Origin of the sequence: Neisseria canis, from assembly GCF_900636765.1 — a bacterium.
GTDB lineage: Bacteria > Pseudomonadota > Gammaproteobacteria > Burkholderiales > Neisseriaceae > Neisseria > Neisseria canis.
Map to the genome: position 1 here is coordinate 366562 of NZ_LR134313.1, position 16724 is coordinate 383285.

The 16724-nt window shown below is 51.5% G+C and carries 13 protein-coding genes; 4 read left to right on the top strand and 9 right to left on the bottom strand.

Annotation, left to right across the window (positions count from 1 at the left end; all coding sequences use genetic code 11):
- Positions 1-72: 72 nt before the first annotated feature.
- The 5 genes from EL143_RS01750 to EL143_RS01770 all read right to left on the bottom strand — a co-directional run bounded on the left by EL143_RS01750 (position 73) and on the right by EL143_RS01770 (position 5513).
- Positions 73-1131 (bottom strand): hypothetical protein, encoded by a 1059-nt coding sequence (locus tag EL143_RS01750; protein WP_085415420.1) that lies wholly within the window; start codon positions 1129-1131, stop codon positions 73-75.
- 302 nt (positions 1132-1433) lie between these two features.
- The gene (locus tag EL143_RS01755; RefSeq protein WP_126326501.1) at positions 1434-1760 is read right to left on the bottom strand and encodes a hypothetical protein; all 327 of its coding nucleotides are present in this window, start codon (positions 1758-1760) and stop codon (positions 1434-1436) included.
- Between the two features lie 417 nt (positions 1761-2177).
- Positions 2178-3872, bottom strand: a complete 1695-nt coding sequence (locus tag EL143_RS01760) for a calcium-binding protein (RefSeq protein ID WP_085415422.1) — start codon at positions 3870-3872, stop codon at positions 2178-2180.
- A gap of 369 nt (positions 3873-4241) precedes the next feature.
- Positions 4242-5051: a 4-hydroxy-tetrahydrodipicolinate reductase gene (dapB, locus tag EL143_RS01765; protein WP_085415423.1), complete on the bottom strand. Its 810-nt coding sequence runs from the start codon at positions 5049-5051 to the stop codon at positions 4242-4244.
- Between the two features lie 21 nt (positions 5052-5072).
- A complete protein-coding gene (locus EL143_RS01770; RefSeq protein WP_085415424.1) occupies positions 5073-5513 on the bottom strand; it encodes an outer membrane protein assembly factor BamE in 441 nt (146 codons plus the stop codon).
- 155 nt (positions 5514-5668) lie between these two features.
- On the opposite strand from EL143_RS01770, the gene fur reads away from it, so the two are divergent.
- The 3 genes from fur to dapD all read left to right on the top strand — a co-directional run bounded on the left by fur (position 5669) and on the right by dapD (position 8046).
- Positions 5669-6097: a ferric iron uptake transcriptional regulator gene (gene fur, locus EL143_RS01775; RefSeq protein WP_085415425.1), complete on the top strand. Its 429-nt coding sequence runs from the start codon at positions 5669-5671 to the stop codon at positions 6095-6097.
- Between the two features lie 118 nt (positions 6098-6215).
- A complete protein-coding gene (aat, locus tag EL143_RS01780) occupies positions 6216-6965 on the top strand; it encodes a leucyl/phenylalanyl-tRNA--protein transferase (RefSeq protein WP_085415508.1) in 750 nt (249 codons plus the stop codon).
- A 259-nt stretch (positions 6966-7224) separates the two neighbouring features.
- On the top strand, positions 7225-8046 hold the full coding sequence (dapD, locus tag EL143_RS01785; RefSeq protein ID WP_085415509.1) for a 2,3,4,5-tetrahydropyridine-2,6-dicarboxylate N-succinyltransferase: 822 nt from the start codon (positions 7225-7227) through the stop codon (positions 8044-8046).
- Between the two features lie 240 nt (positions 8047-8286).
- Here the strand turns inward: dapD and EL143_RS01790 are convergent, their stop codons facing one another.
- The 4 genes from EL143_RS01790 to EL143_RS01805 all read right to left on the bottom strand — a co-directional run bounded on the left by EL143_RS01790 (position 8287) and on the right by EL143_RS01805 (position 15243).
- Positions 8287-12204 (bottom strand): translocation/assembly module TamB domain-containing protein, encoded by a 3918-nt coding sequence (locus EL143_RS01790; protein WP_085415426.1) that lies wholly within the window; start codon positions 12202-12204, stop codon positions 8287-8289.
- The gene (locus EL143_RS01795; protein ID WP_085415427.1) at positions 12204-14045 is read right to left on the bottom strand and encodes an autotransporter assembly complex protein TamA; all 1842 of its coding nucleotides are present in this window, start codon (positions 14043-14045) and stop codon (positions 12204-12206) included. Before EL143_RS01795 ends, EL143_RS01790 begins: the two co-directional genes overlap by 1 nt.
- Before the next feature lie 283 nt (positions 14046-14328).
- The gene (locus EL143_RS01800; RefSeq protein WP_085415510.1) at positions 14329-14814 is read right to left on the bottom strand and encodes a DUF302 domain-containing protein; all 486 of its coding nucleotides are present in this window, start codon (positions 14812-14814) and stop codon (positions 14329-14331) included.
- 63 nt (positions 14815-14877) lie between these two features.
- The gene (locus EL143_RS01805; RefSeq protein ID WP_085415428.1) at positions 14878-15243 is read right to left on the bottom strand and encodes a rhodanese-like domain-containing protein; all 366 of its coding nucleotides are present in this window, start codon (positions 15241-15243) and stop codon (positions 14878-14880) included.
- A gap of 194 nt (positions 15244-15437) precedes the next feature.
- Between EL143_RS01805 and sstT the strand changes: the two genes are divergently transcribed.
- The gene (gene sstT / locus EL143_RS01810) at positions 15438-16685 is read left to right on the top strand and encodes a serine/threonine transporter SstT (RefSeq protein ID WP_085415429.1); all 1248 of its coding nucleotides are present in this window, start codon (positions 15438-15440) and stop codon (positions 16683-16685) included.
- The last annotated feature ends 39 nt before the right edge of the window (positions 16686-16724 follow it).

The following is a 16724-nucleotide window of genomic DNA, read 5'->3' on the forward strand; positions in this document are numbered from 1 at the left end:
CAAAATGCCTGTCTGAAAAGCTTTCAGACAGGCATTCCTTATTTAAGGCTTTAAATCCCGTCATACCTACGGTTATGCCGAACCCGCCGGCAGTAACTTATGCAGATAAGGCTCCGCACCGTGACTGGTTTGGGCATATAGGTTTTCGTCGGACAACAGGGCTTCTATCATCTGCTCGTCGCTCGCATACCGGCCGCGCAACAGCTGCATTTGCTCCGAGGTAAACAGAGGGCACAGCTTGTATCGGTATGCAAAGGCATCCTGGTCGAAAATAAATTGCCGGGCAACCGCCACAAAAAGATTATGGATTTCACGGATGCGCTCCAGCCCGGATAATCCGCGTAACGGCGCAAAAGCTTCAGGCAGTTTGCTGCTGTCGGCAAGCATGATTTCATGCATATCTTCACGCGCATCGCGCAGCCATGCGAATGCCTCCCGGCTGATATTAAAATGTGTTTTCAGCAAAGGCACGCGGTTGCCTGCCAGTTTGGGATAGCTGCCCTGAGCAACCCATGTGTCGTATATCGTGCGGATATCGGCCAATTGCGCGGCAATGTCAACGGGCTTGAATGCGTCCAAATCAAACTGCGGCAGGCTCAACGGGAATGCAACATCCATTTTTTGCTGCTGGTCTTTGTCTGCTTTAATGAATTGAACCACGTTTTCACCTTCGTCTTCCGGGCAAAAAACATATAAACGTGTGGCACACTCTTCACGCTCAAGCAACGCGTTCACCCAATAAGCCAGCTCTTCTGCAATGGCTTTGTAAGCGTGCTTGCTGTTGGCAGAAAAAATATTGACTGTATAAACTTGATTGCCTGTCTGAATCATTATGGGAGTGGTTGCAACTTCGCCGCCCCACTCCGGTAACGGGTTTAATTGAATGCTTTCTTTGCTGCCTGCCTTATCTTCCAGCCAACCGACCTGCCAATCAGGAGCGGCAAAAGCCAGCATTTCTGCGAAAACGCTGCCGCAATTGTTACCTTCGTACACATCTTCGGTTAACCAAAAATATTGGTAATTAGGCGAACAGGTTAGCTGATCGAGTATGGCTTCCGCTTGTTGCGCATCATCCCCAGCAAGCAGACTCTTCTCCTCCTGCTTGCCCAGCAAGCCGGTTTCAACAAGCATCCGGCTCACTTGCTCATAGCTTATTCCATTATTTTTTAGGTATGTTTCGTAGTCTGACCAACTGTTAAAGTTGTAAGTTACAGCATTTTCCATATGAATTATCCCGTTATTTTATTTATATATGAAGGTTAAAACCCAAACATTCACAACCGTCAGAAAAGTAATACGGCTTTAAAATGCTTGGCTTGTGAAACTTAAATTTTTAATGCCTGTCTGAAAACAAGCCAAACATGCAAGCAAGCTTTTCAGACAGGCATTAAATGAAATGTTCTTTACTGAAGCTAAAGCAGCGGCATCCATCATCAGGCAACGGGGTCTTCCACCTGTCTGAACAAAAAAGGCGCCGACCATGTTAACAAGCCGCCGGCTGCGGAAGCTGCCAAAACATATATAAACGGCATAGCGGGCATGGACAAAGACAAAGCAGTACCAAACAAAGCCAAGCCGATAATCGCGCGAATTTGTGCGGAAGAAATCAATAAGGAAGACAGAAATGCAGCCAAAATACAGTTTGCAGCCAGCATATGGTTTAAATATTGGGTGCCGACAAACAGCAACAAAACCGGTGCAAGCATAATGCTGGTGGTTGTCAGAAATAAAGCGATGTTACGGAGATTATGCTTGGACATTTGGTTTTCCCTATCTATATCTATTTGAAAAATTTGATGCATTGTATTTCCTAAACTCTTTATCAAGCGGCAGCAAAACTTATTTTTACGAATTCATACACAAACTGCATGTGTGAAAAGATTAAAAAACAGCCGATTAAGCGTAAAACCGTCGCTAAAAAATCAAATAATTCATTGTTTTTTTTAAATTAAAAATTTAAACATCTTTCTCTAAAAAAGCCTCAACCATCAGTTAAACCCATTGTCGTATCCATGCAACTGAACGGTTGTATTTTTTGACTAGCGTACATGTTTTTTTAATTTACCGCAACAAATGTTTCATATCAGGATGCATAAAACCGCACCTTTCAAGCTTGAAAACTTGTGCAGGAAAGGTGCGGCCGGTTTCATATTCGGCAACCGAATATGCCTCTGCTACTAAATGATGGAAAAGCTTTCATGGGTGAGCTGGTCAAGGCCGATGCCGCTTAACGTTGCAAACTGAACGGCATCTGCGCCTCCCGCGCCGTCCGCATCGTAATACAGCGCACCGTCATTTTGATCAAACAAGAGTTTTTGCTCCGCATTTGTTGCCACGCTGCCGAAGGCAAATTCAGATGCATCAACCTGCTGGCCGAGCGCACGGAATACCTGACCGCTCAACTGGATGTTATCCAAGCCTTGAGTGAAATCGGTAATAATGTCGACCGTACCGTCCAGCATATCGGCAAACTGGAACGTATCCCTGCCTGCTCCGCCGGACAACACATCCTCTCCGAGGCCGCCGTTAAGCGTATCGTCTCCGGCTTCTCCCAAGATGACGTCGTTGCCGAGACTGCCTAGCAAACGGTCATTGCCGTTGCCGCCGTAAAGCCGGTCGTTCCCCTCCGAGCCGTCCAAATCGTCGATACCGTCATTGCCGAACAGCCTGTCGTTGCCCTCACCGCCAACCAAATAATCATCACCCGTGCCTGCAAGAATATAATCATTGCCTGCTTCACCGGTCATGATATCGTCGCCATCTGCACCGACAATCCTGTCATCACCATTTCCACCGTACAGATAATCGACACCTGCTCCACCATTAATGGAATCATTACCTTCTCCTCCGACGATGAAATCTTCACCATCGCCGCCGTGTAAACGGTCGTCGCCCTCATCGCCGAAGAGTTCATCATCGCCGTTACCGCCGCTGATGATGTCTGCACCGCTGCCGCCGTAGAGTTTGTCGTTATCATCGCCGCCGGATACATAATCGTCGCCGTCGCCGCCGAATACCACATCCTCGCCGGCATCGCCGTAAACATAATCATCCCCGGCTTGGCCTTCAAGCAAGTCGTTGCCTTCTCCGCCATACAGTCGGTCGTTATCATCTCCGCCATATGCCATATCGTCGCCCGCACCACCCTGCAAAATATCTTCTCCGCCGTGGCCGTAGAGCGTATCGTTGCCGTTACCACCTTCCATACGGTCATTGCCGTCGCCGCCGTGTAAACGGTCGTCGCCCTCATCGCCGAAGAGCTCATCGTCGCCGTTGCCGCCGCTGATGATGTCTGCACCGCTGCCGCCGTAGAGTTTGTCGTTATCATCGCCGCCGGATACATAATCGTCGCCGTCGCCGCCGAATACCACATCCTCGCCGGCATCGCCGTAAACATAATCATCCCCGGCTTGGCCTTCAAGCAAGTCGCTGCCTTCTCCGCCATACAGACGGTCGTTACCTTCTCCGCCCTCAAGCCGGTCATTGCCTTCTTGACCTAACAAGCTGTCGTTGCCTTCGTCTCCATAAATTCTGTCATTACCGGCTTGGCCGTGCAGAATGTCATCACCGGCGCCTCCATGAATCCTGTCGTTTCCATTACCGCCTTCGGCTTTATCGTTGTCGGCACCGCCGTCGATAAAATCTGCACCGTCACCGCCGTAAAGCTCGTCCTCTCCGTTACCGCCCCACATACTGTTGTCGTGGGCGCTGCCGTAAATCTTGTCGTTTCCGTCTTCCCCATGCAGATGGTCTATATCGCTGTATCCGTGGATGACATCGTCTCCTCCTCTTCCGAATATATTGTGCGTGCCTGCAAGAACATCATTGCCAGCCGTTCCGTAAGTGTAGGCATTATTTGTTGTGTTACTCATGATACTTGCTCCTGTGTGAATATATAAAATAGAAAATCATCATGAAAGTAGAAAATAATAATGATTATATTTTCTATTTATTATTTTATCATTTGAAACAAGTATAAGAAATTGAATATATAAAATGAAAATATATTTTTTATAGATATTTAAAAAGTAAAATATTTTAAATTTATGACATTTAAATTTAAAATCAATTTTCAAAAACATCAAATACCGCTATCAAAAACGCCAATGCCTGTCTGAAAGCCGTTTTCAGACAGGCATTGGCCTTGAGCCGCTTTATTTGAAAGCCCGTTAAGCAATCTTCAGCCGATAGAAAAGCAGACGATGCCGCCCGCTTGTGAAATCACTCTTAAAGATGCTTGATTACCGGCTTTTCAAGCCCAACACATCCTGCATATCATACAAACCTTTCCTTCCCTTCAGCCATACGGCGGCGCGCACGGCGCCGGCGGCAAAAGTCATGCGGCTGGAAGCTTTATGGGAGATTTCCACCCGTTCGCCGTCGGTAGTGAACAGTGCGGTATGGTCGCCGACAATATCGCCGCCACGCACGGTGGCAAAACCGATGGTTTGCGGATCGCGTTCGCCGGTATGACCTTCGCGACCGTAAACGGCGCAGGTTTTCAAATCGCGCCCCAATGCGTCGGCAATCACTTCGCCCATACGCAAAGCAGTACCGCTGGGCGCATCAACTTTATGGCGGTGGTGCGCTTCGATTATTTCAATGTCGTAACCTTCGTTCAATACGCGGGCAACGGTATCGAGGATGTGGAACGTCAGGTTGACACCCACACTGAAATTAGCAGCAAACACAATGCCGGTTTGCCCGCCTGCGGCTGAAATAGCCGCTTTGCCCGCGTCATCAAAACCGGTGGTGCCGATAATCATGTTGACCCCTTTATCAACGCATTTCTGCAAATGGTTTAAGGTCGGCTCGGGACGGGTAAAGTCAATCAACACATCGCTGGCAGCCAACACCGCGTCCAGGTCGGCAGAAATGAAGACACCTGTTTGGATGCCAATCGCATGACCGGCATCCAAACCGAGTGCGTCGGAGCCGGCATGTTCCAATGCGCCGCTCAGCACGGTGGCCGGATTGTTGTTTACGGCTTCAACCAATACTTTGCCCATTCGGCCGTTAGCGCCGGCAATCGCTACTTTTAACTGAGTCATGTCAAGAGTCCTGTCGGCGGATTAGTTATCGGGCGTCCAAAGCGGTTCGGGGGCGGGCCGGGTTTGCTGCTGCGCTGCGGGCTGCTGAACCGCTTGTTCGCCGTAACGCTCTTTGAGCTGCCCCACGGCATATTCAATGGCGTCGCCCTCGGCTTTAACCAATTGGTCGTTTTGGAAAGTCAGCTTGAGATTGCGCTGCTCCTGCACGATGCCGTTGCGGCTGATTTCATAGGTGTAATCCCATTGGTCGCCACGGAAAGCCGGACGGAGCAGCGGCGTGCCCAACAAAGCCTGTACTTGCTGGCGGCTCATGCCCGGTTGGAGTGAAACTACTGCGCGGGGGTCAAGCTCGTTGCCTTGGATGACTTTGAGTTTGTAAGACGGAATATTGGAGATGCGCTCGGCGCTGCAACCGGCCAAACCGGCTGCCAGCATCAGGGCAAGTATGAGGGGTTTGTTCACGCTTTTACCTTTCCGATTGATATCGAGTATGTGACGGGCTTTGTTGCGTAAAGGCTTATCATTAAAAACCTTTAGCTATCCGATAGTGGGCAAAATGCTTAAAAATGCGTATTATAACGGCATTTACACAACTTCGGTACGGATGGAAAGATACTATGGAAAGCAATATTGCACAATTAAAAGACAGCGGTCTGAAGGTTACCGGCCCGCGCCTGAAGATTTTGGATTTGTTTGAAACGCACGCCGAAGAGCATTTGAGCGCAGAAGATGTGTACCGCATCCTGCTCGACGAGGGCATTGAAATCGGCGTGGCCACCATCTACCGAGTGCTGACCCAATTCGAGCAGGCCGGCATCCTTTTGCGCCACCACTTTGAAACGGGCAAAGCGGTGTATGAATTAAATGTGGGCGGCCACCATGACCATATCGTATGTGTAAAATGCGGTAAAGTTACAGAATTCCACAACGAAGAAATCGAAAAACTGCAAGACAAAATCGCTGATGAAAACGGCTTCCGCATCGTTGACCATGCTTTATATATGTATGGCGTGTGCGGCGATTGCCAGAAAAAAGAAAAGCGTTGATTTCCTCTTCCGGCTGAACTTTTCAGACAGGCATAGTTAACAGCATGCCTGTCTGAATGCATTTGTGCCCCAAGCCGGCGATGCCCTGCCCTCATACTGCCCGTTTATACTGACTTCAATGGACATACCGTTTCTTCCCCCCGGCAACTACCGTTTTCCCGACCCCCGCCCCGCATTGGCGGAAAACGAAGGTTTGGTGTGCGTGAGCACGGATTTGGCCGTGCCGCGGCTCTTGGCCGCTTATCCGTTGGGCATTTTTCCCTGGTTTGAAGAAAACGGTGTGTTTTTCTGGTTTTCCACCGCACCGCGCACGGTGCTGCTGCCCGACAAAATCCACATCGGCCGCTCGCTGGCCAAAACCCTGCGCAACAAGCCCTATGTGGTTACGGTAAACCGCAATTTTCCTGCCGTGATTGCCGCCTGCGCCCAAATTGCGCGCCCGGGGCAGGAAAGCTCTTGGATAGGCCCGGCTTTCAGACAGGCATATGGCGAGCTGCACGAAGCCGGCCACGCCCACTCGTTTGAATGTTGGTATCCCGACGGCGAAGGAAATTTAAACCTCGCCGGCGGGTTTTACGGCGTGCAAATCGGCCGCGCATTTTTCGGAGAGTCCATGTTTGCCGCGCAGCCCGATGCTTCAAAAATCGCTTTTGCCTGCGCTGTGCCCTATTTGGCGGAATGCGGTATCGAGTTAATCGACTGCCAGCAGGACACACATCATCTGGCGCGGTTCGGTTCGCAGCAAATGGCCTTCAATGATTTTCAGGCCACGGCTCTGCGGCTGAGCCCGAGCGGTTTGCAGCAACCGATTACCCGGAGCATATTGCGGGAATCCTGCAACGGTTTAACTGTACGGCATATCGGATAAACTTGTTTTTCATCATGGTTTCAATTTCATCATAATCAGGTTTAGCCGGAATATTTCCTATAAAATTGCCGTAATTTAAACGGCACGGTGCAAACCCGAACTGAATAAAGATGCTTTTTTGAAGTTGATTTATTATAAAACTCGCCCCACTCAACTCATAAAGCATGAACATGCCTGTCTGAAAAAGTTTCAGACAGGCATTCACTTGCGCTTTGCGGTACAATCCAACTTTAATTCTCAACTAACCTTGGAAAAAACCATGTCATTACAAAACATCATCGAAACCGCTTTTGAAAACCGCGCCGACATCACGCCCGCCAGCGTTACGCCCGAAGTGAAAGAAGCCGTAGAAGAAACCCTGCGCCAGCTTGATTCCGGCGCTTTGCGCGTGGCCGAGCGTTTGGGTGTCGGCCAATGGAAAGTCAACGAATGGGCGAAAAAAGCCGTGTTGCTTTCTTTCCGCATTGCCGACAATAAAGTGTTGAGCGACGGCGTAAGCCAATATTTCGACAAAGTGCCGACCAAATTCGCGGGCTGGAGCGAAGAAGATTTCAAAGCAGGCGGCTTCCGCGTGGTGCCCAACGCCGTTGCCCGCCGCGGCAGCTTTGTAGCCAAAAACGTGGTGTTGATGCCCTCTTATGTGAACATCGGCGCCTATGTGGACGAAGGTGCGATGGTGGATACTTGGGCGACCGTAGGCTCATGCGCGCAAATCGGTAAAAACGTGCACCTGAGCGGCGGCGTAGGCATCGGCGGCGTATTGGAGCCTTTGCAGGCCAGCCCGACCATTATCGAAGACAACTGCTTTATCGGCGCGCGCTCGGAAATCGTGGAAGGTGTGATTGTGGAAGAAGGCAGCGTGATCTCTATGGGCGTGTATATCGGCCAATCCACCAAAATTTACGACCGCGAAACCGGTCAAATCCACTACGGCCGCGTACCCGCCGGCTCGGTTGTCGTATCCGGCAGCCTGCCCGCCAAAGACGGCTCGCACAGCCTGTATTGCGCGGTAATCGTGAAAAAAGTGGATGCGCAAACCCGCGCCAAAACCAGCGTGAACGAACTGCTGCGCGGCGTGTAACACAACGGTATTCCATCGGAAATGCCTGTCTGAAAACATTTTTCAGACAGGCATTATGCTGCTGCGGTTACCCGCGTCTATAGTTAATCAACTTAACTTTTACTACGGCGTTGCTGCACCTTAGCTCAAAGAGAACGATTTTGTAAGCTGCTGAAGCAGCAACAAAATCAGTCCCGTACTATCTGTACTGTCTGCGGCTTGCTGCCTTGTATTAAAAATGTGTTGATTAACTATAATCCATCAGTCGAAGCGGATGATGTATTTCAACTCGCCGCCCGAAGATTTCGTACCAACCCGGGCCACGGCTTGGAGCGGACGGCTCAATTGGTAGATTAATTTTACCGATTGGCTGGCGCTGTTGATACCGTATTCATAACCCAAATAAAGCTCGCCGGTCAGCTGTTTGCCGAAAGTCAAAATTTGCTCGGCGGGGTTCAACTCGCCTGTTTGGGCATCCCGCGTGCGCTGGCTGGTTAGGCCGAAATTGTCAACCAAGCCGATTTTGTCGTTTACCTTTCCGGCAAGGAATGCGCCTGCCGCGGTAGCCAGCGCCGCTTCGTCACTGTCGTTGCCGCTGCTGGCGCGGTTGAGGATCAGCCAGGAAAGCTTGTCTTTCTCGCTCATCGCTTCGTTCGCCACAAGGCTGACGCGCGGTTTGTTGAGGCTGCCCAACACTTCCACCCCCGCTCCCACCGGCGACAGATTGCGCGTGGCGCGGATGTTGAGATTGGGGTTGTCCAAGGGGCCGACAAACGAAATCTTGCCTTTTTCGATATTCAAGTCCTGCCCGTAGGCTTTGTATTTGCCTTTTACCACATTCACCGTGCCGACACCCTGCACGCTTTCACCGGGCCTTGCGGTTAGCGCCAGTTTCCCGCCGAGGGTTACATCCAAACCTTCGCCGCTGAAACGGAAGCGGTCGTTCAAATCCAATGTGAGGTTCATATTAACCGGCGTGGCGGCTGTCGGCTTTTCTTTAACCTCTCCCATCACAATCACATCATCGTCCAGCGTGGGCATGCCGGAATCTTGGAAACCGAAATGGCCGTTATCGACCTTCAACAAACCGGTCAGCGTTACGCCCGCCGTGTCGGTATATTGCAGCTTGGTATCGCCGCTGACCGTCAACCGGCGGTTGGGTTTGTCCAACATATGGTAACGGTCAAACACGGCAACCACGTCAACATCGGGCGCATTGTTTGCCGCCAAACTGATGCTGCCGCTGAGTTTTGCCGAACCGCCCCGATGGAAGGTAAGGCTGTCAATCTGCCAGCGCTGCCCTGCAAGGCGGGAACGCAATGTACCGTTATCCAAAATAATGCCTTGTGCATGGTTGCGGTAATAGAGGTTGTCGCCGTTGAGCGTTCCGTTTAGTTGCGGCTGCCCGAGCCTGCCTGAAATAACCGCTTCACCTACCAACCTGCCCCTCAAAACCTGTCCTACCGGCATCAAATGGCGGAATGCCTCCAAGTCGGGGGCGTTCAGGCCGATTTTGCCGCTCACGGGCGCCTGCGCGATGGCATTGCCGAAGTTTTGGCTGATTATCAGATTACCGCCGATTTTGCCGTAGCGCGTTACGCCTTCGACAGTATTGTCGATACGCCCGTTTTGGAAGCGGGTTTGCAAAGTGAGGTTCCCCAGCCCCAAAGCCTGCTTGCGATAAGGAATAACCACGTCGCCGCTTTGTCTGCGCACGTTGATATAGCCGCGCATGTTTTGTGTGTACACAACATCCCAATCCCCCGCCAAAACAAGATTGTGTTCGACCGGCGGTGTGTAGAAATTGTGCAGCTGCGACATGTGAAGGTTATCCGCACTGCCTTTGGTAACGATGCCCTGCTTTTTATCCCACACGAAATTCTGCAAGTTCAGGCTGCCGCCCATTGCGCTCCAGCGCGCTGCGCCCAAACTCACCCTTTCGGCGCCCGCTTCGAGATTCAGGCGGTTTTGCAGCTTCAGGTTGAATGCGCCGTTGATGTCTAAGGCATCTACATAGCCCTGCCATTGGTTTTTGCTGTTCAAGCCTCCGTTGGCAGACACAAGCAAACGGTAAGGTTTGCCGTCGAGCCTCATGTTGCCGTTGCCGTTGATGCTGTGGCTTTTGCCCGTACCGTTGACCGCGAGCTGGATATTGTCGATGCGCGTCGGTTCGGACTCGCCCGGAATAATGATTTGCCGCCCGTCAGCCTTGATATTGAACGGCCGGTTGATGTCGGGCGAACCATTCACCTGAAAATCAAGGTGGCTGATTTGAACGGCTTTCTGAATGCGCAGGTTTTCCGCCCTGCCCGCCACATTGGCTTCCAGCCGTTTCGGGTCGCCGGCAAGCGTGCCTTTGGCAACCAGCAAGCCGCTCATTCCCAAACCGAAACGGCTCAAATCGGGCGCGTTCACATCCAATGAGAGTTTGTCGCCTTGTTTGCCGAAACTGCCGTTGGCAAACAACCGGTTATTGCCGAGCTGGATATTGGAAGCGATTTTGCTCAGATGGTCTTTGTCGTAAACCACATCGGCTTTGCCGCTGAGGCTTACGTCGGAAAGCGTGCTTTGGCCGAAATTCAAATTGGCGGCAATATAATTCTCCGCCAGCCTGCCGTTGACCTTGAAGCTGCCGTTGACCTTGCCTTCGGGTAAATCTTTATAAATGCGGGCAGGGTTAAAATCTTTGCTGGCAAACTCAACGGCAAGGTTTTGTTTGTCGAACAGCTCCAAACTGCCGCTTCCTTTGATTTCCCCGCCGTTTTGCGGTTTGATGGCAATTTCTTTCAACTTAAGGCTGCTTTGGCCTTTTTGTGCATCCGACACCAGCATCACTTCACCGCCGGCTACCGTTTTGCCCACAGTCAAATCCAGCAGCGCTTGCGGGTTGCTGTATGTGCCGCGCAGTTGGAGCTTACCGTCTATCGGTTCGGCAAAACTCTGTTTCACCACGTCTGCCAACACCGCATTTTGAATATAGGTATCCAGATTGAGGGTTTGCTTGGCGGTATCGGTGCTGCCGCTGAATGCGATATTGCCTTTTTTCAACAAAGCCGCATCGGCTTCTTTGATAACCAGCACACCGTGTTCGTTCACGACAAAATCAGCCAGCAGCGATCGCACCGGGATACCGCTTGCATCCGCCTCGGCGGCCGTGAGGTTGGCTAAGTCGATGGAACCTTCCAGCGCAATACCGTCCAGCTTGGACGGCACAACGGTAGCGTCAAAATCAAAATGCGCCTGTGGAGCGGAAGGCAGAAAAGCGCGCGGGTTTATGTTGTAGCCTTTAACCTGCACATGTTCGATAATTTCATCCAAACCTTTGCCAAACGGACTCACGCGCGTATCCACCATGAGCTTGATATTGTTGATGCCGTTTGCAGCTTGGTCGGGAGCTTTTTCCGTGGCCGCCGTTTTCATGTCGGTTTTCAACGTGACGGTTTGCAGGCTTCCGCCCAGTTTCACATCATTGGTGATGGCGATATTTTCCAACACACCTTGGCTGTGGATTCTGCCGCTTAAGGCAAAGGGCGATGCGGTTGCCATTTTCAACGAGCCGTTTGCATCGCTCCACGGGCTTTGCAGCGAAATCACGTTTAACTGGTGCTGCTTGTGGTCATAAGCGTAGTACAAACGCACATGCCGGGCGATAACGGTTTTGTTTTTCCCGGTGGTAATCTGCCCTGTTTCCAAACTTTCGATAACCGCTTCAACAGGCAGGCTGACGCTTTCCGGCATTTTGGTGTCGGTTTTCGGCTTGGGCGGAGTGGGTTTGTCCTGAATATGGATGTCGCCGGCGGCGATTCGGCGGATGTGCAGTTTTTTATTCTTTAATTCGCCGGGCTGCCAGCTGAATACCAAGCTGGAAATGTCTATATCGGCGCCTTCTGTTTCAATGCGCCAGCCGTCGCCCTCAAAGCCTTTGAGCAGGGTGCCGTTCAGGCTTTTGGATGTGATGTTGACGCCGAACCAGGCGGGAATTTTGTATAAGCCGAAACGCAGGCCGGATTCGGTGGCGATCAGCCAAGCGATAATGCCGCCCAGCATCAACACGGCCAGTGCGAAAACCAGCAAAATGGCTTTCAACCATTTTTTGCCGCGTTTTTTCGGGGCGGGCTGCTTTTCAGACAGGCTTTGTTCCTGTGCGGGCTGAACAGTTGCTGTGGTTTCTTGTGTCATCAGAAACGGGTTCCTAAGCTGATGTGCCAGCGGATTTTTTTATCCTGATGGCCGTGGGCGATGTCAAATGAAAAAGGGGCGACGGGGCTGAACCAGCGTACGCCCAAACCGGTGCCGTGTTTCACACTCATGGATTTGAAATTATGGGCGACATCGCCCATGTCGTGGAATACGGCGGCTGCGAAATCTTTGCCGATCGGATATTGATATTCCAAGCTGGCCACCGCCAGAGCGCGCTCGGGCAGCACGGAATTATTGGGGCCTTCCAAGCCTATGCTGTCAAGCTCGTAACCGCGTATCGAACCCGAGCCGCCGGTGCGGAACTGTAAGGTGGAAGGCACTTCCTTGTCATCTTTCGCATACACATAACCGAGCTGGCCGCGCGCGATGAATGTGCCGTATTTTTTCTCCTCCGGCGTAAAGTAATAGCCTGCCGAAGCCGTTACCCGCTGCACGGAAGTCGAGGATAACAATTTGCCCAGCGATGTGCCGATTTTACCGTCGAGATAATAGCCGTTGGCCGGGCGCAGGAGGGTTTCGATATTCTGCCTGCGCCATGAAGCTGTGAGCATGGTGGCGGCGCTTCGGCCCAAATCGTAGTTGGTTCCGGGCACCCTCCGTCTTTCGTTAACATGTTCCACGCCTAAGCGGGATTCGATGCCGTTGCGGTCGCGCACATACCATACGCCCGTTGTGAGTGCGTTTTTCTCCAGATTTTGTGTGGTCGAGCGGTTGTAGGAAAGGTTGGAAGTCCAATATTTGCCGTTGCTCTTGCGCGGCTGGCTGACACCTACGGCTACGGTGGTTTCGTATTTGTCGTAATCGAACACGGCCGAGCCGACGTAGCCCCTGTTAAACAGGTTGTAATGGTCATAGCCCATGCGGATACCCGGGCCGTATTCGGAATCGTAGCGCAAACCCATTTCAAATTTTTGGCGCTTCATTTCGCTCACGTTCACTTTTACCGGAACGCGGTCGCCCTGCATATTGTTGAAATCAGGGAAAACAGATGCGCCCGAATAATGGCTGTCCTGCTCCAGCGCCTGCTGGTAATCCAGCAGTTTATCAAGGTCATAAGGGCTGCCCGGCTCAAACTGCGCCAGGCCGCGGGCCACGCTTTCCGGATAACGCTCGACGCCGGTAATGTCGATTTCGCCGAAGTAGACCGGCTGCTTGCTGTCCACTTCAATACTTAAGTCGGCCTTGTTGGTGTTGGGATTAATCAGCGCTTCTGTTTTTGATAGCTGCGCCAGCGGGTATTTTTTGCGCACTACTGCGCCGAGCACGGAACTTTTGCTGCTGCTCCAGCCGGATTGGTCGAAAGGCGCGCCCACCGGCAGCGCCCAATCGGCCAGCGCCTGTTTGTAATACACGCCCAAATCGCTGTCCGACACCATCTCGCCGGTTAAGGCCACATTCACATTGTCGATTTGGGTGCGCGGACCGGTTTCCACATCCACCCGGTAGCCTTCGCCTTGCGGCACTATGTTGACTTTTCCGTTGAAATAGCCTTTGGTTTTCAGCATGGTCTGCACATCATTCGGCGCATCTTCCGCCAAAAAGCCCAATTGTTCTTTATCCAAATCTTCCTGCCGCTGCTCGTTAATCAGCGGCAGGTGTTCTTCGAGCATTTCTTTCACTTCTGCATCGTTGGCGCTGATTTGAACCGGATATTTCGGCTCCCGTTTACGCCCTTCCATTTCTTCATCTTCTGATTGATATTGGTCGGCAACGGGCACGGCAACGTAATCCTCGGCCTTAGGCTCAAAGGCCGGGGCGGCATATGCTTGGCGGCAAGCAAGCGCGAGGATGGTTAGGGTGAGGGCGGTGTGCGGTTTCATGAGTCTCTGAATGCTGTTTTTATAGCCGTAAAGACCGGCTTTTCGTATCAAGCGGAAAACCTAAGGTAAAGATTCGGTTTCGCCGCCATATTTCTTTGGAATCAGGGAAATTTTAACATTGTTTCCAATACTTGTGATGTGTATGCCCGTCTGAAACCGGGTCCGACGCTTTTCAGACAGGCATATGGCTTGTGCAATGCGTTATTTGGATGCGCGTGTTATTCAATAAGGGAAACAAGCCTGTCTGAATAACTTTCAGACAGGCATTGAGAGGGAAAGCGGGTTATTCCGTTACCGTTTTGGCAATCAGTTTTTCTGCATTGGCCAACGTGTTTTCAACGTCTTGGTATTGGATTTTGCTGCCTTTGATAACCGATTTAATATCGTTGAAAACCACTTTCACCGAGCCTTCCGTTTCGGTAATCAAAACGCGCAGCGGCAATTGAAAAGCGAATTCAGGGTCTTTCACCATCAAAGGCGTGCCGGCTTTCGGCGTACCGAACACGATTACTTTCGCCGGCTGCATCTGCAAGCCGTTTTGCTGCGCCGCCGCCTGATGGTCGATAACGGTAAAAATCTTCATGCCTTTCGCTTTCATGGCGTTTTCAAGGCGGCTTACCGTTTCATCGAAAGCGTATTTGCTGGTCAGCGTGTGCGTGGTCTTCATGGCTTGAGCGTGTTCGCTCCGTTGTTCCGAATGTTGTGCTTTCGGCGTATGCGTGCAGGCAGCCAGCGCCGCCGCAGCAAGCAGTAGGAAAGTCGGCTTCATCCATTTCATTTTTCATTTCCTTTTCTTAAGTTACCAAACTAAAAATCCGCAGCAATGAATGCCCTAGCGGATACCTTGTTGAAGTAAATCCTGATAGCCTCCGTGGTTGGTAACATCCGTGTAGCCCAGCTCTTTCAATTGCTTCACCGCAACTTCGGCACGGCGGCCGCTGCGGCAGTAAAGATGGATGGGAGCCTGTTTGTCGGGGATAACGCGGTGAATCTGCCCGGAGATTTGGTCAACCGGTATGTTGAGCGCGCCCTGGATATTGCCGGTTGCAAACTCTTCCGGCGTGCGCACGTCAATCCAAATGCCTTTTGCTTTTACTGCCTGCCCCGCCGTTGCTGCGGTTACCTGCCCCGTTTTAGTGTGTGTTCCGGCAAAAACCAATAAAGCCGATACTGTTAAGATAGTCAGCAGCCACTTCACTGTCTGCTCCTTAGAGTGTGTTTTGGAAAGTTTGAATGGTAAAACCAAAACGCCGGAAAATCAAAATCTGTTTGCTCCAAACCGCCATGCCTGTCTGAATTTTTTCAGACAGGCATTTACTTTACGGATAATTATGTTTTATTTACAATAGCATCTTAATCTTTACATTCGTTATAACTCAACAAGGAGCGGTTATGGCTACCGGAAATCCTGTTATTGATGCTGTCAACCGCGTCGGCCTGGTTCAGCAGATTATTATCGGTTTGTTGTTCGGCGTGGGCTTGGGCTATCTGGCCAACCCGGATGTCGGCATCCTTCCTGCATCTTCCGTGCCTTTGCTGTCGCTTTTGGGCAGCATGTTTGTCGGTGCACTCAAAGCAGTTGCGCCGATTTTGGTGTTTGTGTTGGTTACCGCCGCCATCGCCAGCCATCAAAAAGGGCGTGAAGCGCACGTTAAACCGATTTTGATGCTTTATATTATCGGCACGTTCAGCGCAGCCGTGGTGGCCGTGGCCGCCAGCTTCCTGTTTCCGAGCGAAATTGCGCTGGTTCAGAAAGAAATATCGAATACGCCGCCGGCAGGCATCGGAGAAGTGTTGAAAACCCTCTTGATGAATTTGGTGGCCAACCCGATCAGCGCAGTTGCCAATGCCAATTATGTAGGCATTCTGATGTGGGCTTTGCTGCTGGGATTTGCCCTGCGTCATGCGGTGGAAAGCACGCGTGTGATGATTGCAGATTTGGCTTCCGCCGTTTCCAAAATCGTGGGCTGGGTTATCCGCTTCGCACCTATCGGCATCTTCGGCCTGGTTGCCGAAATGGTTGCCACTTCGGGCATCGACGGCTTACTCAGCTATATCAGGGTGTTGGCGGTATTGGTTTTATGTATGCTGTTTATCGCATTGGTCGTGAACCCGATTATCGTTTGGTGGAAAATCCGCAGAAACCCCTATCCGCTCGTATTTACCTGCTTGCGCGAAAGCGGCATCACGGCATTTTTCACACGCTCTTCCGCCGCCAATATTCCGATCAACATGGCCTTGTGCAAAAAACTGAACCTGCATGAAGACACTTATTCCGTGTCCATTCCATTAGGCGCAGCCATCAACATGGCCGGCGCGGCAATCACGATTACCGTATTGTCGCTGGCTGCGGCACATACGCAAGGTGTTCAGGTCGATTTCATGACCGCCCTCTTGCTTAGCCTGGTTGCCACCGTCAGCGCATGCGGCGCTTCCGGTGTGGCCGGGGGTTCTCTTCTGCTGATTCCGCTGGCATGCAACCTGTTGGGCATTTCCAATGATATAGCCATGCAGGTTGTGGGCGTGGGCTTTGCCATCGGCGTGGTGCAGGATTCCTGCGAAACTGCGCTCAATTCCTCTACCGACGTGCTGTTCACAGCCGCCGCCGACATGGGCCGCCAACGCACAGGCGAGCTTTGATTAAGCCTTCAAGCTGTAATACTATTTAAAATCCGGCAA